Genomic DNA, 26,397 nt, shown 5'->3' with positions numbered 1-26,397 from the left:
TATTTTGTCGTACGTCAGTGCCCAGCAGCGTTATATTCAAAGCTTACCTAAGTACTTAACTTTGTGTGAGCATAATTACGTGCGTGCGCTCAAGCTATTACCTAATGAGCGCCGTATAGGTCAGGAACGAAAGGTACAATTAGGGCACAGCACTTTTGCGGTTAAAGTTGACGATACAGCAAAATACACCACAGATATTTCTATCAAACAAGAAGCCGGTCATTTACCTTCGGTTAAGCCATTGTATTTAACTGTGCGCATGTATCATGATGCGAAAGTCGCTGAAATTGTGCATCATGATTTTCATCAGCGCATCAAGCCTTCCTATGCTTACCCGAATCCGAATATGCATCAAAAAGATGAAAAATATCAGCTTAACGCTTTCTTATATGACTGGCTGGTGGCTTGTGTTGAAAACGGCCGAGCAGTTTTAAATTGGGATGTAAATAATGGCTTGGTTTAGTAACGCCTACCATTTTGATAAAACAGCACTGAAAGTTGCCCATATCACTGATTGCCACTTATCAAAAGACACGACGGGTGAATACTTTAACGTGAATACGGCAGCGTATTTTGGGCGCTGTTTACAGGTTATTTCTGAGCTCGATGTGGATTGTGTGGTATTTGGTGGTGATTTAACACAAGATCACAGCACTGAGTCTTACCAGCTTTTTGCTAAATTAATAGCAGACTCAGCGCTGAGTTGTCCGGTGTTTTGGTTGCCGGGTAATCATGATGAACTTGCCGAATATGAAAAGCTTACAAGCCCGCAAATTTTAAACAATAAGCGAATTACCTTTTTAGGTGGGCAGCTGCTGTTGGCAAACTCAAAAGGCCCAACGCCAGCAGGTTGGGTAACACAAACGCATTTAGATGAATTAAGCCAAGCGGTAGGGCAGGTACCTAGCGTGGTGTTTTGTCATCATAACCCGCTGCCTATTCAAGCCTACCTAGATAAACATATGCTAGAAAATGGCCCGCAGTTTTTAAATACCTGTGTTAATACTGAGCAGTGTGTGGGGGTATTTCATGGTCATGTGCATCATGGGTACACGCAAACCTACCGTAATCTTAGTGTGTATGCGACACCGGCCAGCTCAATACAGTTTACCAAACACACTATGGCGTGGCAGCAAGAGGATTTGGGCCCCGCATTTCGAATCATCGACTTAATAATTGATGAGCAACAAAACTTACTGTTAAGCACGGATGTAGTATGGCTAAACGAGTAATTTATATTCATGGCTTTAATAGCTCAGAGAAGTCTTATAAAGCCGTTCGTTTTGGTGAGCACATGGCGCAATTTGATGTTGATTATCAGGTGCCGCGATTAACTCATGAGCCATTACATGCAATTTTACAATTAGAACAACTGCTAAATGATGATACTGTATTACTAGGTAGTTCATTAGGCGGTTTTTATGCGACCTATTTGTCGCAACGTTATTCGATCCCTGCAGTGGTCATTAACCCTGCGGTTCGCCCATTTGAGTTACTCGATAACTATTTAGGGGAAAATTATAACCCGTATCAAGATAGTCATTATGAACTTGATACTCGTCACATGGATGCATTGCGCAGCTTATATTTGCCGCAATTAGACACCCCTTCATTGATTTATTTGCTACAGCAAACGGGCGATGAAGTACTGCCGTTTCAGCAGGCGGTTAAATATTATTCTCAGTGTAAGCAACACGTTGAATTTGGAGGCGATCATAGTTTTATCGGCTTCGAACAAACCTTTGCAAGTATTGTAGATTTTCTTAAAATCACGTAAAACATAGCTAAGCGCATAAAAGATATAAAAACTATGAGTCAGCAAAATTATAACGCCGAAGCAATTGAAGTCTTAAACGGATTAGAGCCCGTAAAACGCCGCCCAGGTATGTATACCGACACGGTTCGACCTAATCATTTAGGTCAAGAAGTTATCGATAACAGTGTCGATGAAGCAATGGCAGGTCATGCCACTAAAATAGATGTCATCCTTCATGAAGATAACTCCCTTGAGGTTATCGATGATGGCCGTGGTATGCCGATTGATATTCACCCTGAGGAAGGTATTCCTGGTGTGGAACTTATTTTTACCAAGCTGCACGCCGGTGGTAAGTTCTCTAATAAAAACTATCAGTTTTCGGGTGGTTTACACGGGGTAGGTATTTCGGTTGTAAATGCGCTATCGACTCGTGTTGAAGTAACAGTACGCCGTGATGCGCAGCAATTTCGTATGGCCTTTGAAAACGGTGACAAGGTTGAAGATTTAAACGTCATTGGCACTGTGGGTAAGCGTAATACAGGTACAACCGTGCGTTTTTGGCCTGATGCTAGCTATTTTGACTCAGCTAACTTTTCTATCACTAAGCTTAATCACTTATTAAAAGCCAAAGCGGTATTGTGCCCAGGCCTGCGCATTAAGTTTACCAACAAGCAAACCAAAGAAAGCCAAGAATGGTATTACGAAACAGGTTTAAAAGATTACCTAGTTGAAGCAGTTAAAGGTTTTGAAGTATTACCAAAAGAGCCGTTTATTGGTGACTTTTCAAGTTCAACAGAAGGCGCTGACTGGGCTGTTGTATGGCTACCTGAAGGCGGTGAATCAATCGCTGAAAGTTATGTAAACTTAATTCCTACTGCACAAGGCGGTACGCATGTTAATGGTTTACGCCAAGGCTTGCTTGAAGCAATGCGTGAATTCTGTGAATTCAGAAACTTACTACCACGCGGTGTAAAGCTAACGCCAGATGATATTTGGGAGCGCTGTAGCTACGTATTATCGGTTAAAATGCAAGACCCACAATTTGCAGGCCAAACAAAAGAAAAGCTTTCATCTCGCTCATGTGCTGCATTTGTATCTGGTGTAGTGAAAGACTCATTTAGTTTATGGTTAAACGAGCATACAGAAACGGCAGAATTATTAGCTGAGTTATGTATCTCAAATGCGCAGCGCCGTTTACGTGCTGCTAAAAAAGTTGTGCGTAAGCGTGTTACCTCAGGCCCTGCATTACCGGGTAAATTAACTGACTGTAGCGCCCAAGATAATGACCGTACTGAACTGTTTTTAGTAGAGGGTGACTCAGCGGGTGGCTCAGCAAAACAAGCGCGCGACCGTGAATTCCAAGCAATCATGCCGCTGCGCGGTAAAATCTTAAATACCTGGGAAGTTGAATCTGGGCAGATTTTAGCATCGCAAGAGGTGCATGATATTTCTGTCGCTTTGGGTATTGACCCTGATTCAAGTGATTTATCTGGTCTGCGTTATAACAAAATTTGTATCTTGGCCGATGCTGACTCGGATGGATTGCACATTGCTACCTTGCTTTGTGCGCTGTTTGTTCGCCACTTTCCATCGCTTATCAAACAAGGCCATGTGTATGTAGCTATGCCGCCGCTATTTCGTATCGACATTGGTAAAGAGGTTTACTACGCCCTTGATGAAGACGAAAAGAACGGTATTTTAGCGCGCATTGAAGCTGAGAAAAAACGCGGTAAGGTTAATGTTCAACGCTTCAAAGGGTTAGGTGAAATGAACCCGTTACAATTACGCGAAACCACCATGGATCCTAATACGCGTCGTTTAGTGCAACTAACTTTAGACGAAGAAGAACAAACCATGGAAATGATGGATATGTTACTTGCGAAGAAACGTTCGTCAGACCGTCGCCAATGGTTAGAAGATCACGGTAACCGCGCAGAAGTTTAATAAAGGGTGTAGCAACTTAGTTGCTAGCAAAGAATTAAAGGGCAAGACAAAAATGAAAAAACTACTGACCTCATTATTATCGCTGAGCTTGTTATCAGCGCCTGTAATGGCAAAAGATATTCTTGATAAATTAACAGTTGCTGATGGCTTTTCTATAAGCCTGTTTGCCGATGATGTTGAAAACGCGCGTCAAATTGCGGTATCAAAAAGAGGCATTGTTTACGCAGGTTCGCGTAAAGCAGGTAATGTTTATGCACTGATTGATCATAACAGTGACGGTGTTGCAGATAAAAAGATTGTCATTGCTACAGGCCTTGAAATGCCATCAGGTTTAGCGATTAAAGATGGTGATTTATATGTGGCTGAAGTGTCACGTATCATTCGTTTTAAAGACGTAGACAAAAACCTAAAAGATCCTAAATTTGACGTGGTATACGACAAGTTTCCAACTGATCGTCACCATGGTTGGAAGTTTATTAGTTTTGCGCCAACCGGTGAGCTAATTGTGCCAGTGGGTGTGCCATGTAACATTTGTGCGGAAGACGACAAATACGGCCGTATCTTCTCGTTAGATGTGGATACAAAAGAAATTAAAACCATCGCCAAAGGTGTTCGTAACTCAGTTGGTTTTGATTATCACCCTACAACGAATGCATTTTGGTTTAGTGATAACGGCCGTGACATGATGGGCGATGACATGCCACCATGCGAAATTAACCGTGTTGGTGAAGGTGAAGAGGGCGCGCATTATGGTTTCCCTTATGTTCACGCTGGTGCGATTTTAGATCCTGAGTTTGGCAAAGGTAAAAGTATTGCTGACTATAAATCGCCAGCCCTTGCACTTGGTGCTCATGTTGCTCCTCTAGGTATTCATTTTTATAACGGTAAGCAGTTTCCTGCTAAATACAAAGAGCAGCTTTTTGTTGCTGAGCATGGTTCGTGGAACCGTAGTAAAAAATCAGGCTATAAAGTGATGCTAGCGAATGTTGAACAAGGTCGTATTACTAAGTACACCCCGTTCATCACAGGCTTTATGCAAAACGAAGAAACATTTGGTCGCCCAGTTGCATTTGCAGAGCTTGCAGATGGCAGCTTATTGATCTCAGACGACTTTGCTAATGTGATCTATCGCGTTAGTGCTAAGAAAAAATAGGTAAGCGTTAATGAGTGATACAGATACCTTGCTGATGCAAGGCGTAGAACAACAAACAATGGGGCGCTTTACTGAAGACGCCTACTTAAACTACTCAATGTACGTCATCATGGACCGTGCTTTACCTCATGTAGGTGATGGTCTTAAGCCTGTACAGCGTCGTATCATCTATGCAATGAGCGAGCTGGGGCTATCGGCGCAAGCAAAATATAAAAAATCAGCCCGTACCGTGGGTGATGTACTGGGTAAATACCACCCCCATGGCGATAGTGCTTGTTACGAAGCGATGGTGTTAATGGCGCAGCCGTTTTCTTACCGCTACCCGCTGGTGGACGGTCAAGGTAACTGGGGGGCTGCCGATGATCCTAAATCATTTGCTGCAATGCGTTACACCGAAGCGCGTTTATCTAAGTTCTCAGAAGTTCTGCTAAAAGAGCTGGGTCAAGGCACTGTAGATTGGACCGCAAACTTTGACGGTACACTTGATGAGCCAATGGTGTTACCTGCGCGTTTACCACACATCTTACTTAATGGTGTAACGGGGATTGCGGTAGGTATGGCAACCGATATTCCACCACACAATGTGCGTGAAGTTGCCAGTGCCTGTTGTCTATTACTTGATAAGCCAAAGACAGAAATCGAAGAGTTGCTTGAGTTAGTGCATGCGCCTGACTACCCAACAGAAGCTGAAATCATCACACCAAAAGACGATATTCGTAAGATTTATCAAACCGGACGTGGTTCTATCAAGATGCGTGCAATTTACACTGAAGAGCAAGGTGACATAGTGATCACCGCGCTGCCTCATCAGTGTTCAGGTGCAAAAGTGCTTGAGCAAATTGCAGCCCAGATGAATGCTAAAAAGTTGCCAATGGTTGCTGATTTACGTGACGAATCTGATCACGAAAACCCAACTCGTATCGTGATTGTACCGCGTTCAAACCGCATTAAAGCTGAGCCACTAATGGCGCACCTATTTGCAACCACAGATTTAGAAAAGAACTACCGCGTAAACTTAAACATGCTTGGCCTTGATGGTCGTCCGCAAGTTAAAGATTTACGTAGTATTTTAACCGAGTGGTTAACGTTCCGCCGTGAAACAGTTCGCCGCCGCTTACAGCACCGTTTAGATAAAGTATTAGCTCGCTTACATATTTTAGAAGGTTTATTAACGGCCTTTTTAAATATTGATGAAGTTATTGAAATTATCCGTACTGAAGATAAACCAAAGCCTGTATTAATGGAGCGTTTTGGTTTAACTGATATTCAAGCGGAAGCGATTTTAGAGTTAAAACTACGTCATTTAGCAAAACTTGAAGAGTTCAAGATTAAAGGTGAGCAGGATGAACTTGCTCTTGAGCGTGACAAGTTAGAGCAAACGCTTGGTTCAGAGCGTCGTATGTCGACCTTAATGAAAAAAGAAATCCAAGAAGCGGCTGAAATGTATGGCGATGATCGTCGCTCACCAGTTGTTGAACGTGTTGAAGCAAAAGCGTTAAGTGAAAAAGACCTTATCCCTTCAGAGTCAGTGACCGTTGTGTTATCTGAAAAAGGTTGGGCACGTGTTGGTAAAGGCCATGATTTAGATGTTGAAGGGCTGAGTTACAAGTCAGGCGACAGCTATAAAGCCTCAGCGCGCGGTAAGAGCAATCAACCTGCAGTGTTCTTAGACTCAAGTGGCCGTGCTTTTGCTACTGATGCACACAGTTTACCTTCAGCTCGAAGCCAAGGTGAGCCAATGACAGGGCGCTTTAACTTAAGCGCAGGAGCCAACTTTGAGCATGTGGTGATGGCAGAAGACAACCAAGTGTTGTTAATGGCCTCAGATGCAGGTTATGGCTTTATAAGCGACTTTAAAGATCTGGTGAGTAAGAACAAAAACGGTAAAGCGTTGGTCAGTGTTCCTAAAGGCGGTGAATTACTCGCGCCAATTAGAGTAACTGACGTAGCAACAGATTACTGTATGGCAATTTCTAACGAAGGCCGTATGTTGTTATTCCCACTGCGTGATTTACCTAAGCTTAGTAAGGGTAAAGGAAATAAGATTATTTCTATCCCAAGTGCGAAAGTACAAGCCCGAGAAGAGTTTGTAAAAGTACTGGCTGTGGTGCCTGCGGGCAGTAGCGTAACCCTGCATGCAGGGAAACGAAAACTGACACTTAAACCGGCTGATCTTGAGCATTATCATGGTGAACGTGGTAGACGAGGTAATAAATTACCGCGTGGCTTACAGCGTGTTGATGAAGCTGTAGTCGAAGTGACTCAAACAGATGATAGTAATGAGTCGCCAAGCGAAGTAACAGAGTAAAAAATAAAAGGCCTGCAATTGCAGGCCTTTTTTATTGTTAAAACGTTATGAAATTTTAAGCGTACACATGTGCGCTTAAAGCTATGGAAATGGTATTTTTCACGTTATAATGCGCGCTGATTAGTACGAGGAGAATTCGTTTGTTAGCTATTTTTCGCATAATTTTCATGGCGTTATTCATTGTTTTGAGCTGTGTTTTTGGGCTGCTTTTATGCATCGTTAAGCCGTTTCATACTAATAACGTGCATATTATTTCGGGTTGGTTTTGCAAGGTAGCTAAAATTTTAGGTGTCAAACTAGAGCTTAAATATCACGAGGCTCCAAAAAATATTGGTCCTGCTGTCTATGTAGCAAATCATCAAAATAACTATGACCTATTCACTTTACCTGCCATGGTGCCAGAGAATTGCGTAAGCCTAGGTAAGAAAAGCCTCAAATGGATCCCATTTTTTGGTCAACTATATTGGTTATCGGGAAATATCTTAATTGACCGCGCTAACCGCTCAAAAGCGGCAGGTACAATTTCTAAATCAGCTGAGAAAATAAAACAAAAAGGTCTATCGGTTTGGATGTTTCCTGAGGGCACGCGAAGCTATGGTCGTGGTTTATTACCCTTCAAAACTGGGGCATTTCACACAGCAATGAGTGCTGATGTGCCAGTTGTGCCTGTTTGTATGAGTACAACGCACAAAACTATTAAGCTAAATCGCTGGGATAATGGTACAATTTACCTCGAAATGTTAGCGCCGATTTATCTTGATAAAGACGTATCTGCTCGTGACCATGCTTCACATGTTCATCAGATTATGGCTGCTAAAATAACTGAATTAGATGCTCAAGTGAGAAACAAATAATGGAAAATTGGCGCGAAATTACTGAAGACATCGTTACTTCATTACTTGAAGATGGCTCAGATCCTGAAGTACTTTATGAAGTGGAACACCACTTTGTTAGCGAAAATTTTGAAAAGTTAGAGCAAGCCGCTTTAGCCGCTTTTAAACTAGGTTACGATGTTGAAGAACCTGCAGAACTTGAGCTAGAAGACGGCGAGAAAGTGTGGAGCTTTGACGTGGTTGTTGAGTGTGAACTTGAAGTAGAAGCGATTATGGAAGACGTAGACAAGCTAGAAGCGCTTGCTCAGCAAACCGACGTTGAATACGACGGCTGGGGTACTTACTTTCAGGAGTAAAGTTAGCGAGTTGCTAGGGATGGGAAGTTAGCAAGTTTCAAGAGTAAAGTTAGCGAGTTTCTTGAGTCGTTAGCTAAGCGATTCTAGCTTTACTCTTTCTAACTTTCCCCTTTCTAACTTTCCCCTTTCTAACTTCTTAACTCATACCTATTTCGTATTCGCTACCCAATCTATAGACATTTGTAATCAATTAGCGATAATAAAAAACTCGATGTTTTTATGCGCTAAGCTCACATATGCTTATTACCTTACCCATTGCCGAACTTGTACCAGGGATGTTTGTTGACAGTGTCAGTAAGCAACAAGAGCATGTAAATAGTATTAAAATCAAAACACGTGGTTTAGTGCGTGATAAAACGATTATTCAACGCCTGATCTCTGAGGGGGTTGAAGAGCTACTCATCGACTTTACACAAAGCGATGTTGCATTACCTAAAAAATACCAACCAAAGCCTGAACCGGCTAAACCTAAGGTTGAACAAAAACCTGCAGCTAACGAAGCACCACAAGGGATCACGGTTCAACAAGAGTTTCTAAAAGCCAGCGTGCATTACGAGCAGCACAGCCGAAAATTGCAAGGTTTCTACTCAGATATCACATCGGGTTTAAAGATGAATGTCGCTGTGCTTGATGATATCGCCGTTGATATAGTCAGCTCGGTATTTCGTAATCACAATGCCTTAACTATTTTAACTCGCCTTAAAGATAAACATATTTATAACTGGCGGCACATGATCAACACCGCTATTTTGGTGAGTGTGTTTGCTAAGTACCTAGGTTACAAAGAAAAGACAATTAAAGAGCTGGCAATGGGTGCATTGATGCACGATATCGGTCAGGCGAAAATGCCACAAGGTGTATTGTCTAAACCAAGTGCCTTGAACGACAACGAAATGCAAGTTGTTAAAAAGCATGTGGCGCAGAGTTTAGGTTTAGTGAAAGGTGAAAAGGGCATTACGCCGTTAATGCTCGATATGATAGTGAATCACCATGAGCGTTTAGATGGTACAGGTTACCCTCGCGGTATTGCAGCTGAAAAGCTGAGCCGTGCAGCCCGTATGATGGCAATCGTCGATGTTTATGATGCAATGACAGCAGACAGGCCTCATCAAATGGGTGAAGAGCCAATCTCAGCGCTGCGTTATTTACTTGCCAATAAGCAATTGTTTGACTCTGAGTTGGTGCAACGCTTTATTAAATGCCTAGGGGTGCACCCTGTTGGAACGATTGTGAAGTTGAATAATGAGCGCTTGGCGTTAGTGATGGAAGGTAACCACGAAAACCCAATTAAGCCGAAAATAAAGATCTTCTATAATGCCAAGCATAAGCATCATATTACTGCCAAAGATGTCGATTTAAGCGTAGAAAAAGAACTAAAAATTATTGCGAGTATTAAGCCTCTAGATTATCAGCTTAATTTGGCTCGTTTGTTAAAAGAGCATCTGCTTGTTTAGACTTAACACAGCGTTTTTTGGCACTGCGTTTTGCTGATATAAATGCACCACTAAAACAACTCGTCATTAATACCAACCACAGCAATGTGCCTTTTTCTACATGTAAGGCCACACAACATAACAGTAGTGATAAAACAGCACTCAGCATGGCGCCTAGCCAATAGTGATTGACTGGGTTATCGCAATCACCCGCTTTAGTGCACGCGCAATAGTTTGCTTTACAAAAATAATGAACACTCACACCACATAACATCAGTGCCGCAATAATCAATGCGATTTCCATACTCAAACTCAACAGTAAAACCTTTATTTTTAGTCTAAAGGGACAAGAAATAGATGTCAATGCAAATGATAATTACTACCGTTTGTTGTTTTTGTAATCAGAGCTCTGATGAGTTTTAATAAGTTGTTATCTTGTTGTTAAAATGCGGGTTTTTTACCTATTTCTAACGAAAAATTACAGTTTTTTGATCTTAATTAAGGTAATGTTCGAAAGTTTGTAATCATTAGAATAAAACATCTAATACCAACATACAGCGCTAATCTTTTATGCTTAACTAATAGGTTGCCCTCATTGTTGGATTAGCTTTCGCACAAGTTTGCAAGAGGACACAGATTTATGAAGTTCACTAAAACACTAATTGCAGCATCACTTGCTGTTGTTTCTGCTGACAGCTTCGCTGCAGCTTTCCAATTAGCAGAGCAAAACGTTTCAGGTTTAGGTCGCGCATACGCTGGTGAAGCAGCTGTTGCAGATGACGCATCAGTTGTTGCTCGTAACCCTGCACTTATGTCTTTATTCAAAGACAAGCAAATCTCAGTAGCAGGTATTGCTGTAATTCCAGATGTAAGTTTAAAAGGCGAAAGTGCTGCATACGGCTTAGATGAAAGCTCTATCGATGACGATAGCATCGCACCATCTGCATTTATCCCTGCAGGTTACTTCACAATGCCTTTAAACGATAAAGTGTCTTTAGGCTTTGGTGCTTTTTCAAACTTCGGTCTTTCAACTGAGTTTAAAGATGACTACGCGGCAGGCTCTATTGCAGGTGAAACTGAAATCGTAACAGTTAACATGAATGCTAGCGCTTCATATAAAATCAACGAACAGTTCAGCTTAGGTCTTGGTTTAAACTATGTTTATGCTGATGCAAAAGTTGTTCGTAATGCAGGTACTAATCCATTTGGTTTACCAGCTAGCACGCAAATTGCTCACCTTGAAGGTGACGACTACGGCTTTGGTTGGAACATTGGTGCTATGTATCAGTTAGACGAAAACAACCGTTTTGGTTTTAACTACCGCAGTGAAACAGATATCGACTTTGAAGGCGAGTACTCAAACCAACTTCCAGCTGCAGTTGGCGGTTTAGCGGGTACTACAGTACCGGGTGAGTTAAAACTGACTTTACCAGCAATTGCTGAGTTCTCTGGTTCACATCAACTTGATAAGAAGCTAGGCGTACACTACAGCATCTTATGGACTGGTTGGGATAGCTTCCAAAAATTAGAAGCTTATACACCAAGCCTTGAAACGCCTGTATTCTCTAAAGAAGAGAACTTCTCAGATTCAATGCGTTACTCTATCGGTACTGACTACCAGTACAGCGATGCACTTTTACTTCGTGCAGGTATTGCATACGATGAGTCACCAGCAGACCAATCACACCTTTCAATCTCTATCCCTGATACAGATCGTTTCTGGTTCTCGTTTGGTGGTAACTACGCATTCAGCGAAAACTCAAATGTTGACTTAGGTGTAAGTATCCTTCGTGGTAAAACACAAAACTTCTCTGAAAAAGACAGCCTAGCTGCTTCTTTAGGCCAAGATGTTTCATGGGAATATGAATCAAAAGGTCACGCAGTTCTAATTGGTGCTCAGTACAACTACAAATTTTAATTTTGACGCGACGTAAAGTCGCTGCTACAGAGCATTAAAAAGCCGCGCTATAACAATGTTATAGCGCGGCTTTTTTGTAAGCGCGAATAAATCGCGCTTTATATATGCTGTTATAGACTTTCGATTTTCGCTTTTTGCGCTAATAGTTTGTCTTTCGCATCTGTAAACTCAGCCAGCTTAGCATGCTCTTTAGCAAGCACGGCTTCTGGCGCGTTATTTACGAACTTCTCGTTAGCTAATTTGTTATTAACTTGAGCTAAGCCTTTCTCTGCTTTTTCAAGCTGCTTCGCGATACGAGCTAGTTCAGCTTCAACATCGATTAGGCCAGCCATTGGGATCATGATCTCAAGGTTACCAACATACGATGTTGCACACGCAGGTGCTTCGTCTTTGCTATCAAGAAGCGTGAACTCTTCAAGCTTAGCAAGAGACGCTAAGAAAGCTTCGTTTTCCGTTAAGCGGCGTTTGTCTTCGTCAGACGCATTAGCAAGCAATACCGATAATGGTTTGCTTGGGCTGATATCCATTTCACCACGGATGTTACGAATAGCAAGAATGAATTGTTTAACCCACTCTAGGTCGTCCATCGCTTGGCTATCAACATTTGCTTCATTGTAAACAGGGAAACCTTGAACCATGATGCTAGTGCCCGCAGTTTCGATACCTGCAAGTGGTGCAACACGTTGCCAAATCGTTTCTGTGATGTATGGCATTAACGGGTGCATTAAGCGAAGTAGGCTTTCTAATACCGTGATTAAGGTATGACGAGTGCCACGTTGCTGTGCTTCGTTGCCTTTAAACAATACTGGTTTAGTAAGCTCTAGGTACCAGTCACAGAATTGGTTCCAAGTGAACTCATAAATAGTGTTTGCGGCTAGGTCAAAACGGTAGTTTTCTAGATGCTCAGTATAGGTTTTAACAGTTGCTTCAAACTGGCCTAAAATCCAACGATCAGCGAGTGAATACTGTTTCTCAGCATCTGTAGCGAAACCACAGTCTTGCTCTTCTGTATTCATTAATACGTAACGACTTGCGTTCCATAGTTTGTTACAGAAGTTACGGTAACCTTCAAGACGGTTCATATCCCAGTTGATATCACGACCCGTTGAAGCCATTGCTGCAAGGGTGAAACGCAGTGCGTCTGTACCGTGTGCTTCGATACCGTTTTCGAATGTTTTACGAGTGTTCTTCTCAATCTTCTTCGCTAGTTGTGGCTGCATCATGTTACCAGTGCGCTTTTCAACTAGGCTTTCAAGATCGATACCGTCAATCATGTCGATAGGATCAAGTACGTTACCTTTCGATTTAGACATCTTATCGCCGTTTTCATCGCGGATAAGGCCAGTTACGTAAACGGTTTTAAATGGTACTTGTGGCTTGCCGTCTTCATCTTTGATGAAGTGCATGGTCATCATGATCATACGAGCAACCCAGAAGAAGATGATGTCGAAACCTGTTACCAATACGTCAGACGGGTGGAACGTTTTTAAATCATCAGTGTTTGCCGGCCAGCCTTGCGTTGAGAAAGTCCAAAGCGCAGATGAGAACCAGGTATCTAAAACGTCTTCGTCTTGCTTAAGTGCAACATCATCAGCAAGGTTGTTATCGCGGCGTACTTCAGCTTCGTCACGACCAACGTAAACGTTGCCTTCGTTATCGTACCAAGCTGGGATGCGGTGACCCCACCAAAGCTGACGTGAAATACACCAGTCTTGTACGTCGTTCATCCACGAGAAGTACATGTTCTCGTATTGTTGAGGCACGAACTTAATGTCGCCATTTTTAACGGCTTCTTTTGCAGGCTCAGCAAGTGGTGCTACGCGCACGTACCACTGATCAGTAAGAAGTGGCTCAATCACTACGCCAGAACGGTCACCGTAAGGTACCGTTAGGCTATGATCTTCAATTTTTTCTAATAGACCAAGTTCTTCAAATTCGCTCACAATCGCTTTTCGTGCATCAAAGCGGTCAAGGCCATGTAGGCGCTCAGGAATTGGCGCATCTAATTCAAGCTCTTTACCGTCGAATGTGTAGCTTTCACCTTCGCTTAATACCGCAGCATCTTTATTGAAGATGTTGATCATTGGTAGTTGGTGACGTTTACCTACTTCGTTATCGTTAAAGTCGTGGGCAGGCGTGATTTTCACACAACCTGTGCCTTTTTCCATGTCTGCATGCTCATCGGCAACAATTGGAATACGGCGGTTTACGATAGGCAGTAAAATTTCTTTACCGATCAGATCTTGGTAACGCTCATCATCAGGGTTAACAGCAACACCTGAATCACCTAGCATTGTTTCAGGACGTGTTGTCGCAACAATGATGTAGTCTTTACCATCTTTGGTTTTTACGCCATCAGCAAGTGGGTAACGTAGGTTCCACATGTGACCTTGTTTGTCTTTGTTTTCAACTTCAAGATCAGAAATCGCAGTGTGTAGCTTAGGATCCCAGTTAACTAGGCGCTTACCACGGTAGATTAAATCTTCTTTGTGAAGACGTACGAATACTTCTTTAACCGCTTCAGAAAGGCCTTCGTCCATAGTGAAACGCTCACGGTCCCAATCTACAGAAGCGCCTAAACGACGTAATTGTTTAGTGATCGTGCCACCAGAGTGGTTTTTCCACTCCCAGATTTTATCGATAAATGCTTCACGGCCTAGGTCGTGACGTGTTTTACCTTCTTCAGCAGCAAGCTTACGCTCAACAAGCATTTGCGTTGCGATACCCGCGTGGTCAGTACCTACTTGCCATAAAGTGTTGTTGCCTTGCATACGCTTTAAACGCGTTAGCGTATCCATGATGGTATCTTGGAACGCGTGGCCCATGTGTAAGCTACCCGTGACGTTTGGTGGCGGGATCATAATTGAGTATGCGTCACCTTGGCCAGACGGTTTAAAGTAGCCATTTTCTTCCCAGCCTTGGTATAAAGACTGTTCAATATCTTGCGGATTATAGGTTTTATCCATTACACAGAACCTTAAATAAATGCTTAAATGTCAATTTCTTGCGTTGCAATATGGGCGCCCAGTTGGCGAAGCTTTTTAAACCGCTCTCGGGCGGCTTGCTTAGCATTTGGCTCAACGGGTACGAAATCATAAACCTGCTGAAAACGGCGAATAAAATCCGGTAGGTGTTCAGCTAAGTTGATTAATATTTTTCTGTTGCCGACAGGTGGAGTCATACCAATTTCAACCGGAGCGCCACCTTTAGGGCCTTCACCTTGTAAGTTGTGAGGTACAAAACTATCTGGTTCAAATGACCAAATGATGTCGTCGATTGTGTGGGCCGTGTCGGTGTTATCAGCGTAAATAAATACGCGATGACCTAGACGATACTGATCCGCAGCAATTTTAGCTGCCAGATCGAAAACAGCGCCAGCCGTTTGGTGGGCACTATCATCTTGTTTTAGAACGTAAAATTGTGCGTTCATATTCATAGTGACTTTCGTCCCCACAGATACACAGATCAAAGCAGGGATTTTGACATAGAACGCGAATTGCTTCAATTAATAAGGCGCCATTTGGCGCCTTATTTAGGGATAGTTTTAAGCTTGCGATAAGGCTTAATCGTGACTTGCTTCACTCACGCCTGCGCGGTTTAGTAAATACTGAGTCAACATAGGTACCGGACGACCGGTTGCACCTTTGTTTTTACCGCCGCTGCGCCATGCCGTACCTGCGATATCTAAATGCGCCCAGTTATATTTTTTGGTGAATTTAGATAAGAAGCATGCCGCTGTAATGGTGCCTGCGGCACGGCCACCTAAGTTGGTGAAATCAGCGAATGGGCTTTCAAGTTGCTCTTGATAGTCATCCCATAAAGGTAACTGCCATGCGCGGTCGCCACTTTGCTCAGACGCTTTTAGTAGGTCATGGGCCAGTGGGTTGTGGTTTGATAGTAAACCTGTGGCATGTGAACCCAGCGCGATAATACACGCACCTGTCAGTGTTGCTACGTCGACAACGGTATCAGGTTCAAAGCGCTCAACATAAGTGAGTGCATCACACAGTACTAAACGGCCTTCAGCGTCGGTATTTAACACTTCAACTGTTTGCCCCGACATAGTTGTTAAGATATCACCCGGGCGATAAGCATTTGAGCCTGGCATGTTTTCACAACCCGCTAAAACACCGACAACGTTAATTGGTAATTGCATTTGCACTAAAGCGCGCATAGTACCAATAACACCTGCTGCACCACCCATGTCGTATTTCATTTCATCCATGGCCTCGCCTGGTTTGATTGAAATACCACCTGAGTCAAAGGTTAAGCCTTTACCCACTAACACGATTGGCGCTTGGTCTTTGTCGCCACCTTGATAGTTGATCACTGACATAACCGATTCATTAGCACTACCACGGCCAACTGCTAGGTATGAATTCATGCCCAGTTCTGCCATTTTTTCTTCGCCGATAATATCAACGCTTACATTATCGAAGTTATCAGCAATTTCTTGTGCTTGCTCACCTAAATAAGCAGGGTTACAGATATTTGGCGGCATGTTGGCAACATCTTTACATAACTTGCTACCTGCAGCGATGGCTAAGCCATGCTCAATTGCACTTTCGCCAATGGTTAACTCGCGACGCGTTGGTACGTTGAAAACAATTTTACGTAGTGGGCGACGTGGGTCGCTCTTTTTGCTTTTCAGTTGATTGAAGGTGTACAAGCAGTCTTGAGTTGTTTCAACTGCTTGGCGTACTTTCCAATAAGTGTCACGGCTTTTAACGTGTTGCTCAGTTAAAAAGCATACCGCTTCCATCGAACCTGTTTCGTTTAGCGTGTTAATCGTTTTTGAGATGATTTGTTTATATTGTTTGTCATCAAGCTCACGCTCTTTACCACAACCTACTAGTAGTACACGCTCGCTCAGTACATTAGGTACATGATGCAATAGCAATACTTGGCCAGGTTTACCTTCAAGGTCACCACGGCGTAGTAAGTTTGAGATATAACCGTCACTGATTTTATCTAATTGTTCACCAATGGGGGATAAACGACGTGGCTCATAAACGCCTACTACAATACATGCGCTACGTTGCTTTTCTGGACTACCACTTTTTACGCTAAATTCCATTGTTACTCCTGATATTGAGTCGTATAACCTTAGTTTATAAGGGTAAGAAATTCTTTTTCGAGTCCTTTCTTACATTTTTTAGTTTAATAGCACTAATCTTAGTACATAAACTATGACTCTATTTATGTGTTTTTGAACTTTATCTTAATGTGAATATCAATATCACATAATAGACGCCATCTGCACCATTTATGCAAGATTATATGTTCTTGCTAGGTATGATATTTAACTTTGATGGCATATAATAAAGTGAGTAAAATAACTAGTTTACTCAAAATTCCTTACTATTCCAGTGAAACTCGATGTTTAACAGGGGCGAGCATTGCTAATTTTTCGTTATTTGACCACTGAAGTCTTCAAGTCGCAGGTCGCCGTATTTTTAACTTTGATGACTATTTTTGTGTCTCAAAAGTTTGTTGTTATTTTAGGAGACGCCTCAGAAGGGGGTCTTCCAGCTAAACTTGTGCTTTCGATGATTGCACTAAAACTTCCTCAACTTGCTTCACTTATCTTACCTTTGAGTATTTTCTTAGGGATTATTTTGGCCTACAGTCGCATTTATGCAGACAGCGAAATGACAGTTTTCAAAGCCTGTGGTGTCAGTGAGTGGTATGTGGTTCGTGTCACGCTTATCTCAAGTACTGCGATGGCTATTTTAGCCGGTGCGCTTACTCTTTATGTTGCGCCATGGGCCAGTGAGCAAGAATATCAATTAAAAGAGCAAGCCAAAGCTGATGCCGGCTTATCGGCACTACGTGCAGGGCGTTTTCAGCAAACGGGTAACGAAAAAGCGGTTGTTTTTATTCACAATATTGAAAATAGCGGAAAAGAGCTACACAAGGTATTTGTTGCACAGCTACCAGATCGTGAAAAAGGTGACTTAGCCCGTTTAGTGTATGCAGAGCGTGGTGTGGTGATTGAGCAAGATAACGGTGAGCAGCAACTTGTTCTTAACGATGGTAAGCGCTACGAAACAGATGGCGAGTCTGCTGCGTTAAACCTAACAGAGTTCGATGGTTACAGTGTACAAATTCAAGATCAAGAAATTGAGCACCAGCGTCGTAAATTAGAAGCTATACCAACGTTTGATTTATTCAAAATGAAAACCTCTGAAGCTATTGCGCAGTGGCAGTGGCGTTTAGCTATTCCGCTTTCAATTCCATTATTAACTTTACTTGCAGTACCTCTGAGTGTGGTGAATCCGCGCCAAGGTAAATTCGCTAAATTAGTGCCTGCAATCAGCTTGTATTTAGGGTACTTCATTTTATTGAATGCAGCTAAGTTTGCTGTTGAAGATGGTAAAATTCCGCCTTCAATTGGCTTATGGTGGATCCATTTATCAGCCTTGTTTATTGGTGGTTTCTTGATTATTAAAGGTCGTCCGCTCGGCGCATGGTTAAAGGCAGTTGTGACTAAGCGGGAGTTAAACGCATGATGAAAACACTCGACTGGTATTTAGGTCGCAGCATAATTCAAACCACCGGTTTTGCATTAATGGTGCTGGTAGGTATTAGTACCCTCATTAAGTTTATTGAGCAGTTAAAATCAGTTGGCCGTGGTAGCTATGATATTGCAACTGCGCTGATTTACACCCTGTATAGCATGCCGGGTGATTTAGTTATCTTTTTCCCAATGGCAGCCTTGATTGGTGGCTTAACAGGTTTAGGTGCATTGGCATCAAACAGTGAGCTGGTCGTTATGCAAGCGGCGGGTATGTCACGCCTGCAAATTATTGCATCAGTCATGAAAACCGCGATGTTTATGGCGATTTGTATGATGGCGCTAGGTGAATGGGGTGCCCCAGAAGCACAGCTCAAAGCAAAAGAAATACGTAATCAAGCGATTTATGGTGGTGATGTATTTAATGCTAAGCAAGGTGTGTGGGCGAAAGATGGTAGCAACTTTATTAATATTGAAGATGTCGATCAGCAAGGCACTTTACGTGGCGTGCACATGTATCACTTTGATAAATCGTTACAACTTACTCAAATTACCAAGGCAGAAGAGGCAATAAACCGTAAAGATGGTTGGTTACTTCGTGATGTAAATAAAGTAATGATCACGCCTGAGCAGATCAGTACTGAGCAGCATAAAGAAGAGTTTTACGACTCGCAACTGACCGCCGAAAAATTAGGAGTGGTGTCGGTTAAGCCCGAAGCGCTGTCATTTACTGGGCTTTGGTCATATTTAGGTTATTTGCAGCAAAATGAGCAAGACACCAGCACTTATGAGCTAGCGCTATGGCGTAAGATCATGCAGCCTGTATCTATCGCCGTTATGTTGTTAGTTGCTTTATCGTTTATATTCGGCCCGCTTCGCACAGTAACCATGGGCGCACGTATCATCATGGGTGTTATAACCGGTATTACTTTCCACTTAACCAATGAGATATTTGGTCCTGTGGTGATGGTTTACCAAATTCCAGCTGTGGTTGGTGCCGTATTACCAAGCCTACTGTTTATTGGTTTTGCGACTTATCTATTGAATAAACGAGTGTAATGCTCGTTTAAAAAGCATAAAAAAAGCGTGGGTTGAGCCACGCTTTTTTGTGCTTGATGTGTTGCTTAATCACTTAATCAAGTGAGCGATAAATACGTTTATTTTCTTCTTTGGTGAGGGTGATCACTTCAGTTTTTGCGATGTAATCTTGCAAGGCACGCTTATTTTTAAAATCGACCAACACCACTAAGTTACCTAAACCTAATAGTGCAGTAATGGCTCTAAGAGCGCCTTGATGCCAGCTAATTAAATGACCATCGAGAGTTTGCACCTTTAAACGCCATGCACGCATACCAATAGTTTGGCCGCTCTTAGCCCAAAAATAGCTAAAGAAACTAACACTCACTATCACCAATAACACACTACGAATGCCATACAATAATGGTGAATTTTGAATGAAAGCAGATACATCTTCAGCGTCACCAATACTTAGTAAGTCTAAAGAAATTAGCCCTTGAACAGCTAACAAATACAGTACGGTTGTCAGCATCGCAAAGGCAATGATAACCAAGGTATCGTAGATTAAAGAGGCAAAGCGGCGCCAGAAACCGGCACGTGGAAACTCAGCTGACATAAACAATCTCGTCCAATTAAATTGCGCAGTAGTTTAGCAAAGTCCTTCGCAAACAAGAAATACTTAACGGCTGTTTAGCAAGTCGACAAACAGGTCTGACCTGCTATAGTTGAGAAAATAATAAAAAATGAGCACACAGTTATGGCCGTTTCTCAAAGCGAAACTCATCAGGTATTTAATCAACCCAAACCACTTGAAAACTACAATGCCTATGAGGCCGACACGGTACTTCAATATTGGCAAAATCGTTTTGCAGGGCAATGGGGAACTACGCATTTAACGGCGTTTGGGGAGCAAGTGGGAGGAGTATTACTGCAAGCTGGGTTCTTAGCAAACAAACACTTACCCGAATTAACCACTCACAGCCGATTTGGCGAACGCATAGACCAAGTTGATTATCACCCAAGTTACCATCAGCTAATGCAGCACGCTATAGAGCAAGGGCACTGCGCATTGCCTTGGCAGCAACAAAAAGCCGGTAGCCATGTTGTAAGAGCCGTTATGGCGGTGCTGCACAATCATGCTGATCCGGGCTCCGGCTGCCCATTAACCATGACCTTTGCCAGTGTGCCTGCCATTGCGAGTCAAGAAAATGTAGCGGCTATGTGGCTACCTAAAATACTGGCAAATCATTACGATTCAGATAATAAGCCTTGGACCGAGAAAAAAGGTGTCACCATAGGTATGGCGATGACCGAAAAACAAGGCGGCTCTGATGTTCGGGCGAACACCACCAAAGCAGACGCCATCAATGAAAGTGGTGCAGGGCAATTATATGCTTTAACCGGCCACAAATGGTTTTGCTCAGCGCCTATGAGCGACGCCTTTTTGGTACTCGCTAATACCGATGACAAGCAGTTATCTTGCTTTTTAGTGCCGCGCTGGCTCGAATCTGGCGAGAAAAATGCCATGTATATTCAGCGCTTAAAAAGTAAATTGGGGAATCAATCAAATGCGAGTTCTGAAATTGAATTTAGAGGTGCACATGGTTGGTTACTCGGTGAGCCGGGGCGAGGCATTGCCACTATTATTCAAATGGTTGCTTTAACCCGTTATGACTGCATGTTGGGTTCAAGCTCGCTGATGTTACAAGCAATAAAAGAAGCAATTTGGCATACATCTGGGCGCAGTGTATTTGGTAAAAACTTGCATCAACAGCCGCTCATGCTCAATGTATTGGCTGATTTAGCTATCGAGGCCGAAGCTGCACTCGCCATTTCAATGCGTATTGCCCATGCCCTTGATAAACAAGATAATAGTAATGAGGTGGCATTAATACGCAGTGCCACAGCAATCGGTAAGTATTGGATCTGTAAGCGGGCAGTGCAGCACACTTATGAGGCTATGGAATGTATTGGTGGTGTGGGTTATGTTCAAGACAACATTACCAGCCGACTTTATAAAGAAGCACCGGTAAACTCTATCTGGGAAGGCTCTGGTAATGTGCAATGCCTTGATCTTTTACGCGTGTTTAGCCGTGAACCAGAATCACTTGAGGTGCTTATTAATGAGCTTGAAAAAGCGCGCAGTTTGCACCCTGATTTTGCGATAAAACTCGATGAACTAAAAGAGGTGCTCACAGATACTGCAAACCTCGAAATGCATGCTCGGCGCATAATTGAGAAGCTCGCGCTACTTTGGCAAGCAGCAACACTATTACAATTTGGCGAGTCACTTATTGCCGATGCGTTTGTAAAAAGTCGTTTAAGTGGTGCAGGGTTTAGTCAGTACGGCTGCCTGAGTCATGATATCGATTGTCAGGCGATTGTTTCGCGAATGATGCCAAAACTCTAAAGTTAACAACTTGTTTAATTATTGTGCGGTTGAGCACTGGCGCCGCACAAAACGCTTGCCGCCTTACCCATTCTTTGTATAATGCTTGGCATAGAGACAAAAGCAATTAAAAAAGCTCTTGCTCTAAAGTGGTTTTTCTTTATCTTCTCGTGTTTAGAAGGTTAAAGAAAAATGAAGCCAGTATGATGGAATTGGTAGACATGACGGATTCAAAATCCGTTGCCTTCGGGCGTGGCGGTTCAAGTCCGCCTACTGGTACCACTTTTGAACCCTAGCCAATTGGTTAGGGTTTTTTTATGCCTGAAAAAAGTAGTTAGCGGACTTGAGCGCCACGCAGGGCGTGGCACTGGAATAAGTAAAAGTCCGCCTACTGGTACCACTTTTGAACCCTAGCCAATTGGTTAGGGTTTTTTTATGCCTGAAAAACCCCAGCCATCAGCCATCAGCTATCAGCTGTCAGTTTTTAGCTAGAGCGGTGCGGTTGTTGGGTTTTGAAACCACCCTTAGCAATTTAATTTGTAAAAGTATCGTAGGAGGTAGTTTACTGCCGAACCAGCAATGCTGAAAAACATAATTCATGGCTAAAGCCATTCCTACGGGTACATTTTCCTAGCACCTAAAGCCTACAACTCAATTCTATATTCAGAGTTAATTAAAAGTTCAGCCATCAGCTATCAGTTTTTAGCCGAGCGGTGCGGTTGTTGGGTTTTGAAACCACCCTCAGCAATTCAATTCGTAAAAGCATTGTAGGAGGTCGTTTACTGCCGAACCAGCAATGCTGAAAAACATAATTCATGGCTAAAGCCATTCCTACGGGTACATTTTGCCTGGCACCTAGCACCCAGAGCCTAACACCTATAACTCAAATCTAAGTACCAATTCAGGCTCTATTAAAGCAACTTTTGTTCTATTTCTAAGCGGTCAAGTTCAAACTATGCTTAATCTACAAATAACCACGAAAAATGTGTGCTTATTTGTTTGAAAATTAATCGTTTAAGACTAGAGTACGATGGTGTTTGAATACATCTTATAATACAATTTGTGGCCTTAAGAATAAGTGAAGTCAATCACTTAGTGCACATTATCGGGTAAGGTAGCTTAGCGTGGGTACATACGACTTAAAGCGTATTGTTGAAAGCATTTCAAATCTTAAAAGTGAGAACTTTTATAATGCAATATGCCTGTCTTTATCAGAAGTGCTTGGTGCTTCTCATGTTTTTTTAGCTCAAGTTGATGAGTTAACTCAACATGCGACGACCATCGCTTTGGCTGCGCATGACGAAATCATTGAAAATATCAGCTACGATATTCGTAGTACGCCATGTAATGATGTTAGTTGTGGCTGTATTTCAAGTTACAGCTCGGGTGTTCAGCAGCTATTCCCAGATGATCAGCTACTTGTCGATATGGGCATCGAAGCCTATGTGGGTGTTCCACTACAAAGTATTTCGGGCAAAACCGATACTATCCTTGTCGCGCTATTTCAGCATGAAATAGGCGATGCACTACAGATTGAATCGTTCTTTTCGCTCTTTACTGGCCTTATCCAGCGTGAAATCGAAAAAGACCGTTTTATTGCTAAATTAGATTTCTCAAACCAACTGATTGAGCAAAGTCACGAAGCGATTTTTATTTGCGACCACAATGTACATATTACCTACGCGAATACCGCATTTACTAAAATGACGGGTTATTCGTTGGATGAAGTCTTAGGGCAAAATCCAAAAATTTTAAGCTCAAACAAGTATGACCCGCATTTTTATAAAGCAATGTGGCACCAAATTAATACTGAGGGAAAGTGGTCTGGTGAAATCACCAATAAAACCAAACAAGGTAAGTTGTACACGCAGTTTTTATCGATAACCAAAATGCAAAATAATGGTGAAGATTGCTATGTGGCGTTTATTTTGGATATCACCGAGAAAAAAGAAGCCGAGGAGAAAATTTATTTTCACGCAAACCACGACCAACTTACCGGCTTAACTAACCGTTTTTACTTTAAAGAGTATTTGTGCAAGCTAATATCGTCTTTGTCGTACCAAGACGATGCAAATACTAACCTAGCCGTGATCTACTTTGATGTTGATAAGTTTCAAGATATCAATACCGTTTATGGCTTAACCTTTGGTGATAAGGTTTTATGTGAGCTTGCAGAACGCCTCGACGGTAGCTTCAAAGAATCTGCTTTTTCGCGTATCGATGGTGATAGTTTTGCTATCTTACAAACTTATCAGCATGTCAGTGAACTTGAGCATGTTTGCAAGCAAATTACCGCGTTACTTGTTGAGCCTGTTTCTATAGGCGGCATTAGTCAGCAGGTTTCAGTTACGCTGGGCATTAGTCAATTTGAGCAAGCTGGAACGGCGACTTCACAAGAAAAAATCGAAAAAATAGCCCGTCGCTTAGTTCGCCAAGCTGAGCTTGCCACCTTAAATGCAAAACAAACAGGCGATGAATATCTGTTTTTCTGCAAAGAGATGGATAACAAGGTTAAAAAGCACAACTTACTGGTTGAGCAGCTTACACAAGCCGTGAAGAACAACGATATTGAAGTGTATTTTCAACCTATTATTGATATTGAAAATAACACGGTCGCTAAATTCGAAAGTTTAGTGCGTTGGAACAACCAAGGACAATGGGTATCACCTGCCGAGTTTATTCCGCTTGCAGAAGAGTCGCGGGTGATTATTCCTCTCGGTGAGCTTGTGTTGATTAAAACCTGTCAGCAAATAAAAGCGTTAGAAGCACAAGGATATGAAAACTTTGTTTTTAACGTAAACCGTTCTTTATTTGAGTTTACTGAGTTTAATCCAGAGCGTAATGCATGGCTTGAAACTATTAAAAGCCAAGGGGTTAAGCCATCGCAAATTTCATTTGAATTAACCGAGAGTGTTTTAGCGCCAGAAAATACCAACCACCTAGACGTGCTTACGCAGTTGAAGCAAGCTGGGTGTTTAATTTCGCTAGATGATTTTGGTACGGGTTATTCGTCTCTTAGCTACTTGCGTCGTTTTCCGGTTGATGTACTTAAACTTGATAAGTCATTTATTGATGAAGTACATGTTGATTTAGGCGACGAAGCGCTGGTTAAATCGATTATCCAAATGAGTCGTGTTTTGGGTATTAAAGTCGTTGCTGAAGGGGTTGAAGAGCGCGAGCAATTGGCTGTGCTAACCGAAGCAGGTTGTGACTATATACAAGGCTATTACTTTTCTAAACCATTGCCAGCAAATGATGTAATTCCATTTTTAACGGAATTTTCTCGAGAGCAGTAGGTAATTACTGTATGATTTTGACATCAAACAGTTAGCAAAGCTTGTGATGTCAGAATTAACCGCAAAGCAAAACATAAAGGCGATTGTTACAGCCATTAAGGCCGAAGAGCAGTCGCTTAGAGCGCGTTTCCCTATACTCAACCAGCAAAATACACTTGCGATGTTTATTCTGCTGGTGTCGTTGTGCTCACTAATCGGTGTTGCAACACTTTATTACTTAGCGGTTATTCCCTCGTGGCTGTGTATCATTCTGGTTGCCTTTATTACCTCGGTATCGCATGAGCTTGAGCATGACCTTATCCACAAGCAGTACTTTAGTAATCGTCCTTTTATACATAACTTTATGATGTTAACCGTGTGGCTTATGCGGCCAAATACGGTTAATCCTTGGTATCGCAGAAAGATTCATTTACATCACCATAAAGTATCTGGCACGTCGCAAGACTTAGAAGAGCGTTTGGTGGGCAATGGCATTAAATCGCCATTTTTGAGAGCCTTGGTCATCACTGATGGCTTGCTAGGTTTGCTAGTTAATACCAAGCGATTTAGTAAAGAAATTAGCGGTTTTAAGTTTTTACGGGTATTTAATGCGGGCTTTCCGATTGCAACCGCATATTTTGCGATTCTTTATGGAGTAATTGCTTATTACGCTGTGCAGTTTTTGCAGCCATTTACATTGCCAGATTGGGGAGCTGAGTTATTGGCGATGGCAGAGTTTTTAATGGTGGTACTTATCGTGCCTAATATTATTCGTTCTAGTTCTCTTAACTTAGTGACATCTTCAATGCATTATTATGGCGGTGTAAATAACTTGCTTGAGCAAACGCATGTGATCACCAGCCGCTGGTTTTTACCGTTTCAGCTATTTTGTTTTGATTTTGGCCGAACCCATACAATCCATCATTTTGTGCCGAATCAGCCCTTTTACATTAGACAATTGATCAGCAAAAAAATACGTCCTATTATGGCCCAGCACGGGGTACGTTTTAATGACTTACAAAGCTTAAAACAGGCTAATCATTACCCTGTAAAAGGGCAATCATCTCAACAAGGAGTTTAATATGAAGGTCACTGGTCGTTGTCATTGTGGTGAGGTAACTTATCACGCAGAAGTGGATGAAAATAAAGTGATTAACTGTCACTGCACTGACTGTCAAATTATCTCGGGTGCGCCATTTCGTACTGTTGTTGTGTCTGTGCCTGATGGGGTTACTTTTACAGGTGCTGAGCCAAAAGAATATATAAAAATTGCCGAGAGTGGTAATCAGCGTGCGCAAGGGTTTTGTGGTAACTGTGGTACAGCCTTGTACGCGACTTCTGTAGGAGCTAGCGAGCGCATTTATGGCTTACGTATTGGCGCCGTAGAGCAAGCTGATGAGCTTATTCCAAAAGCGCATATTTGGTATCGCTCATATAAACCTTGGCTAGATAACCTAAGTAATATGAGTGCCTTTGAAACCGCACCTAAGTAGCTGCG

General features: G+C 42.4%; 21 protein-coding genes and 1 tRNA gene. 17 read left to right on the top strand and 5 right to left on the bottom strand.

The genetic code is table 11. The features are described 5' to 3' along the window. Window positions 1–4 precede the first annotated feature (4 nt). The 9 genes from AOG26_RS12075 (at window position 5) to AOG26_RS12035 (ending at window position 9,804) form a co-directional block, all read left to right on the top strand. Complete coding sequence (locus AOG26_RS12075; protein WP_054562727.1) at window positions 5–463, top strand: DUF1249 domain-containing protein; 459 nt, start codon at window positions 5–7, stop codon at window positions 461–463. Further along, the gene (locus tag AOG26_RS12070) at window positions 450–1,232 is read left to right on the top strand and encodes a metallophosphoesterase (protein ID WP_054562726.1); all 783 of its coding nucleotides are present in this window, start codon (window positions 450–452) and stop codon (window positions 1,230–1,232) included. The genes AOG26_RS12075 and AOG26_RS12070 overlap by 14 nt, the downstream gene beginning before the upstream one ends. Then, window positions 1,217–1,777 (top strand): YqiA/YcfP family alpha/beta fold hydrolase, encoded by a 561-nt coding sequence (locus tag AOG26_RS12065; RefSeq protein WP_054562725.1) that lies wholly within the window; start codon window positions 1,217–1,219, stop codon window positions 1,775–1,777. The genes AOG26_RS12070 and AOG26_RS12065 overlap by 16 nt, the downstream gene beginning before the upstream one ends. A 33-nt stretch (window positions 1,778–1,810) precedes the next feature. Next, a complete protein-coding gene (gene parE, locus AOG26_RS12060) occupies window positions 1,811–3,700 on the top strand; it encodes a DNA topoisomerase IV subunit B (RefSeq protein ID WP_054552648.1) in 1,890 nt (629 codons plus the stop codon). Between the two features lie 52 nt (window positions 3,701–3,752). Further along, complete coding sequence (locus tag AOG26_RS12055; protein ID WP_054562724.1) at window positions 3,753–4,853, top strand: PQQ-dependent sugar dehydrogenase; 1,101 nt, start codon at window positions 3,753–3,755, stop codon at window positions 4,851–4,853. 10 nt (window positions 4,854–4,863) lie between these two features. Further along, window positions 4,864–7,161, top strand: coding sequence for a DNA topoisomerase IV subunit A (parC, locus tag AOG26_RS12050; protein WP_054562723.1), 2,298 nt, complete (start codon window positions 4,864–4,866; stop codon window positions 7,159–7,161). A 167-nt stretch (window positions 7,162–7,328) separates the two neighbouring features. After that, complete coding sequence (locus AOG26_RS12045) at window positions 7,329–8,015, top strand: 1-acylglycerol-3-phosphate O-acyltransferase (protein WP_082401632.1); 687 nt, start codon at window positions 7,329–7,331, stop codon at window positions 8,013–8,015. Further along, on the top strand, window positions 8,015–8,350 hold the full coding sequence (gene rraB, locus AOG26_RS12040; protein ID WP_054562721.1) for a ribonuclease E inhibitor RraB: 336 nt from the start codon (window positions 8,015–8,017) through the stop codon (window positions 8,348–8,350). The genes AOG26_RS12045 and rraB overlap by 1 nt, the downstream gene beginning before the upstream one ends. Before the next feature lie 236 nt (window positions 8,351–8,586). Further along, window positions 8,587–9,804, top strand: coding sequence for an HD-GYP domain-containing protein (locus AOG26_RS12035; protein ID WP_054562720.1), 1,218 nt, complete (start codon window positions 8,587–8,589; stop codon window positions 9,802–9,804). Here the strand turns inward: AOG26_RS12035 and AOG26_RS12030 are convergent. Next, the gene (locus AOG26_RS12030) at window positions 9,764–10,087 is read right to left on the bottom strand and encodes a hypothetical protein (RefSeq protein ID WP_054562719.1); all 324 of its coding nucleotides are present in this window, start codon (window positions 10,085–10,087) and stop codon (window positions 9,764–9,766) included. The two genes, AOG26_RS12035 and AOG26_RS12030, sit on opposite strands and share 41 nt — an antisense overlap. A gap of 336 nt (window positions 10,088–10,423) precedes the next feature. Between AOG26_RS12030 and AOG26_RS12025 the strand changes: the two genes are divergently transcribed. Further along, window positions 10,424–11,701 (top strand): outer membrane protein transport protein, encoded by a 1,278-nt coding sequence (locus AOG26_RS12025; protein ID WP_054562718.1) that lies wholly within the window; start codon window positions 10,424–10,426, stop codon window positions 11,699–11,701. A gap of 110 nt (window positions 11,702–11,811) precedes the next feature. Here AOG26_RS12025 and AOG26_RS12020 read toward each other — a convergent pair whose 3' ends face one another. The 3 genes from AOG26_RS12020 to pepA all read right to left on the bottom strand — a co-directional run bounded on the left by AOG26_RS12020 (window position 11,812) and on the right by pepA (window position 16,778). Further along, window positions 11,812–14,667, bottom strand: coding sequence for a valine--tRNA ligase (locus AOG26_RS12020; RefSeq protein ID WP_054562717.1), 2,856 nt, complete (start codon window positions 14,665–14,667; stop codon window positions 11,812–11,814). Window positions 14,668–14,690: 23 nt separating this feature from the next. Then, window positions 14,691–15,137 carry a DNA polymerase III subunit chi gene (locus AOG26_RS12015; protein ID WP_054562716.1) on the bottom strand — a complete coding sequence of 149 codons (447 nt, stop codon included), beginning with the start codon at window positions 15,135–15,137 and terminating at the stop codon, window positions 14,691–14,693. Between the two features lie 126 nt (window positions 15,138–15,263). Then, window positions 15,264–16,778 (bottom strand): leucyl aminopeptidase, encoded by a 1,515-nt coding sequence (pepA, locus tag AOG26_RS12010; protein ID WP_054552638.1) that lies wholly within the window; start codon window positions 16,776–16,778, stop codon window positions 15,264–15,266. 322 nt (window positions 16,779–17,100) lie between these two features. On the opposite strand from pepA, the gene lptF reads away from it, so the two are divergent. Both lptF and lptG read left to right on the top strand, forming a co-directional pair. Beyond that, a complete protein-coding gene (gene lptF / locus AOG26_RS12005) occupies window positions 17,101–18,213 on the top strand; it encodes an LPS export ABC transporter permease LptF (RefSeq protein ID WP_054562715.1) in 1,113 nt (370 codons plus the stop codon). After that, the gene (lptG, locus tag AOG26_RS12000; protein ID WP_054562714.1) at window positions 18,210–19,277 is read left to right on the top strand and encodes an LPS export ABC transporter permease LptG; all 1,068 of its coding nucleotides are present in this window, start codon (window positions 18,210–18,212) and stop codon (window positions 19,275–19,277) included. Before lptF ends, lptG begins: the two co-directional genes overlap by 4 nt. Before the next feature lie 73 nt (window positions 19,278–19,350). Here lptG and AOG26_RS11995 read toward each other — a convergent pair whose 3' ends face one another. Continuing rightward, window positions 19,351–19,851, bottom strand: a complete 501-nt coding sequence (locus AOG26_RS11995; RefSeq protein ID WP_054562713.1) for an RDD family protein — start codon at window positions 19,849–19,851, stop codon at window positions 19,351–19,353. A 141-nt stretch (window positions 19,852–19,992) separates the two neighbouring features. On the opposite strand from AOG26_RS11995, the gene AOG26_RS11990 reads away from it, so the two are divergent. The 5 genes from AOG26_RS11990 to AOG26_RS11970 all read left to right on the top strand — a co-directional run bounded on the left by AOG26_RS11990 (window position 19,993) and on the right by AOG26_RS11970 (window position 26,392). Beyond that, window positions 19,993–21,645, top strand: a complete 1,653-nt coding sequence (locus AOG26_RS11990) for an acyl-CoA dehydrogenase family protein (RefSeq protein WP_054562712.1) — start codon at window positions 19,993–19,995, stop codon at window positions 21,643–21,645. Between the two features lie 176 nt (window positions 21,646–21,821). Next, window positions 21,822–21,906 (top strand) — tRNA-Leu (locus AOG26_RS11985). Between the two features lie 842 nt (window positions 21,907–22,748). Next, window positions 22,749–24,920: a putative bifunctional diguanylate cyclase/phosphodiesterase gene (locus AOG26_RS11980; protein ID WP_054562711.1), complete on the top strand. Its 2,172-nt coding sequence runs from the start codon at window positions 22,749–22,751 to the stop codon at window positions 24,918–24,920. A gap of 46 nt (window positions 24,921–24,966) precedes the next feature. Beyond that, a complete protein-coding gene (locus AOG26_RS11975) occupies window positions 24,967–25,980 on the top strand; it encodes a fatty acid desaturase (protein ID WP_054562710.1) in 1,014 nt (337 codons plus the stop codon). 1 nt (window position 25,981) lies between these two features. Beyond that, window positions 25,982–26,392, top strand: coding sequence for a GFA family protein (locus tag AOG26_RS11970; protein WP_054562709.1), 411 nt, complete (start codon window positions 25,982–25,984; stop codon window positions 26,390–26,392). Window positions 26,393–26,397: the final 5 nt, after the last annotated feature.

It is taken from the genome of Pseudoalteromonas sp. UCD-33C (assembly GCF_001306895.1).
GTDB lineage: Bacteria > Pseudomonadota > Gammaproteobacteria > Enterobacterales > Alteromonadaceae > Pseudoalteromonas.
Note: the sequence above shows the minus strand (reverse complement) of the source record. Positions and strands in the feature narration are given on the sequence as shown.

Bases quoted from the DNA above. Each gene is read 5' to 3' on its own strand.
- AOG26_RS12070 (WP_054562726.1), top strand. From the start codon at position 450: ATGGCTTGGTTTAGTAACGCCTACCATTTTGATAAAACAGCACTGAAA.
- AOG26_RS12065 (WP_054562725.1), top strand. From the start codon at position 1,217: ATGGCTAAACGAGTAATTTATATTCATGGCTTTAATAGCTCAGAGAAG.
- parE (WP_054552648.1), top strand. From the start codon at position 1,811: ATGAGTCAGCAAAATTATAACGCCGAAGCAATTGAAGTCTTAAACGGA.
- AOG26_RS12055 (WP_054562724.1), top strand. From the start codon at position 3,753: ATGAAAAAACTACTGACCTCATTATTATCGCTGAGCTTGTTATCAGCG.
- parC (WP_054562723.1), top strand. From the start codon at position 4,864: ATGAGTGATACAGATACCTTGCTGATGCAAGGCGTAGAACAACAAACA.
- AOG26_RS12045 (WP_082401632.1), top strand. From the start codon at position 7,329: ATGGCGTTATTCATTGTTTTGAGCTGTGTTTTTGGGCTGCTTTTATGC.
- rraB (WP_054562721.1), top strand. From the start codon at position 8,015: ATGGAAAATTGGCGCGAAATTACTGAAGACATCGTTACTTCATTACTT.
- AOG26_RS12035 (WP_054562720.1), top strand. From the start codon at position 8,587: ATGCTTATTACCTTACCCATTGCCGAACTTGTACCAGGGATGTTTGTT.
- AOG26_RS12030 (WP_054562719.1), bottom strand. From the start codon at position 10,087: ATGGAAATCGCATTGATTATTGCGGCACTGATGTTATGTGGTGTGAGT.
- AOG26_RS12025 (WP_054562718.1), top strand. From the start codon at position 10,424: ATGAAGTTCACTAAAACACTAATTGCAGCATCACTTGCTGTTGTTTCT.
- AOG26_RS12020 (WP_054562717.1), bottom strand. From the start codon at position 14,667: ATGGATAAAACCTATAATCCGCAAGATATTGAACAGTCTTTATACCAA.
- AOG26_RS12015 (WP_054562716.1), bottom strand. From the start codon at position 15,137: ATGAATATGAACGCACAATTTTACGTTCTAAAACAAGATGATAGTGCC.
- pepA (WP_054552638.1), bottom strand. From the start codon at position 16,778: ATGGAATTTAGCGTAAAAAGTGGTAGTCCAGAAAAGCAACGTAGCGCA.
- lptG (WP_054562714.1), top strand. From the start codon at position 18,210: ATGATGAAAACACTCGACTGGTATTTAGGTCGCAGCATAATTCAAACC.
- AOG26_RS11995 (WP_054562713.1), bottom strand. From the start codon at position 19,851: ATGTCAGCTGAGTTTCCACGTGCCGGTTTCTGGCGCCGCTTTGCCTCT.
- AOG26_RS11990 (WP_054562712.1), top strand. From the start codon at position 19,993: ATGGCCGTTTCTCAAAGCGAAACTCATCAGGTATTTAATCAACCCAAA.
- AOG26_RS11975 (WP_054562710.1), top strand. From the start codon at position 24,967: ATGTCAGAATTAACCGCAAAGCAAAACATAAAGGCGATTGTTACAGCC.
- AOG26_RS11970 (WP_054562709.1), top strand. From the start codon at position 25,982: ATGAAGGTCACTGGTCGTTGTCATTGTGGTGAGGTAACTTATCACGCA.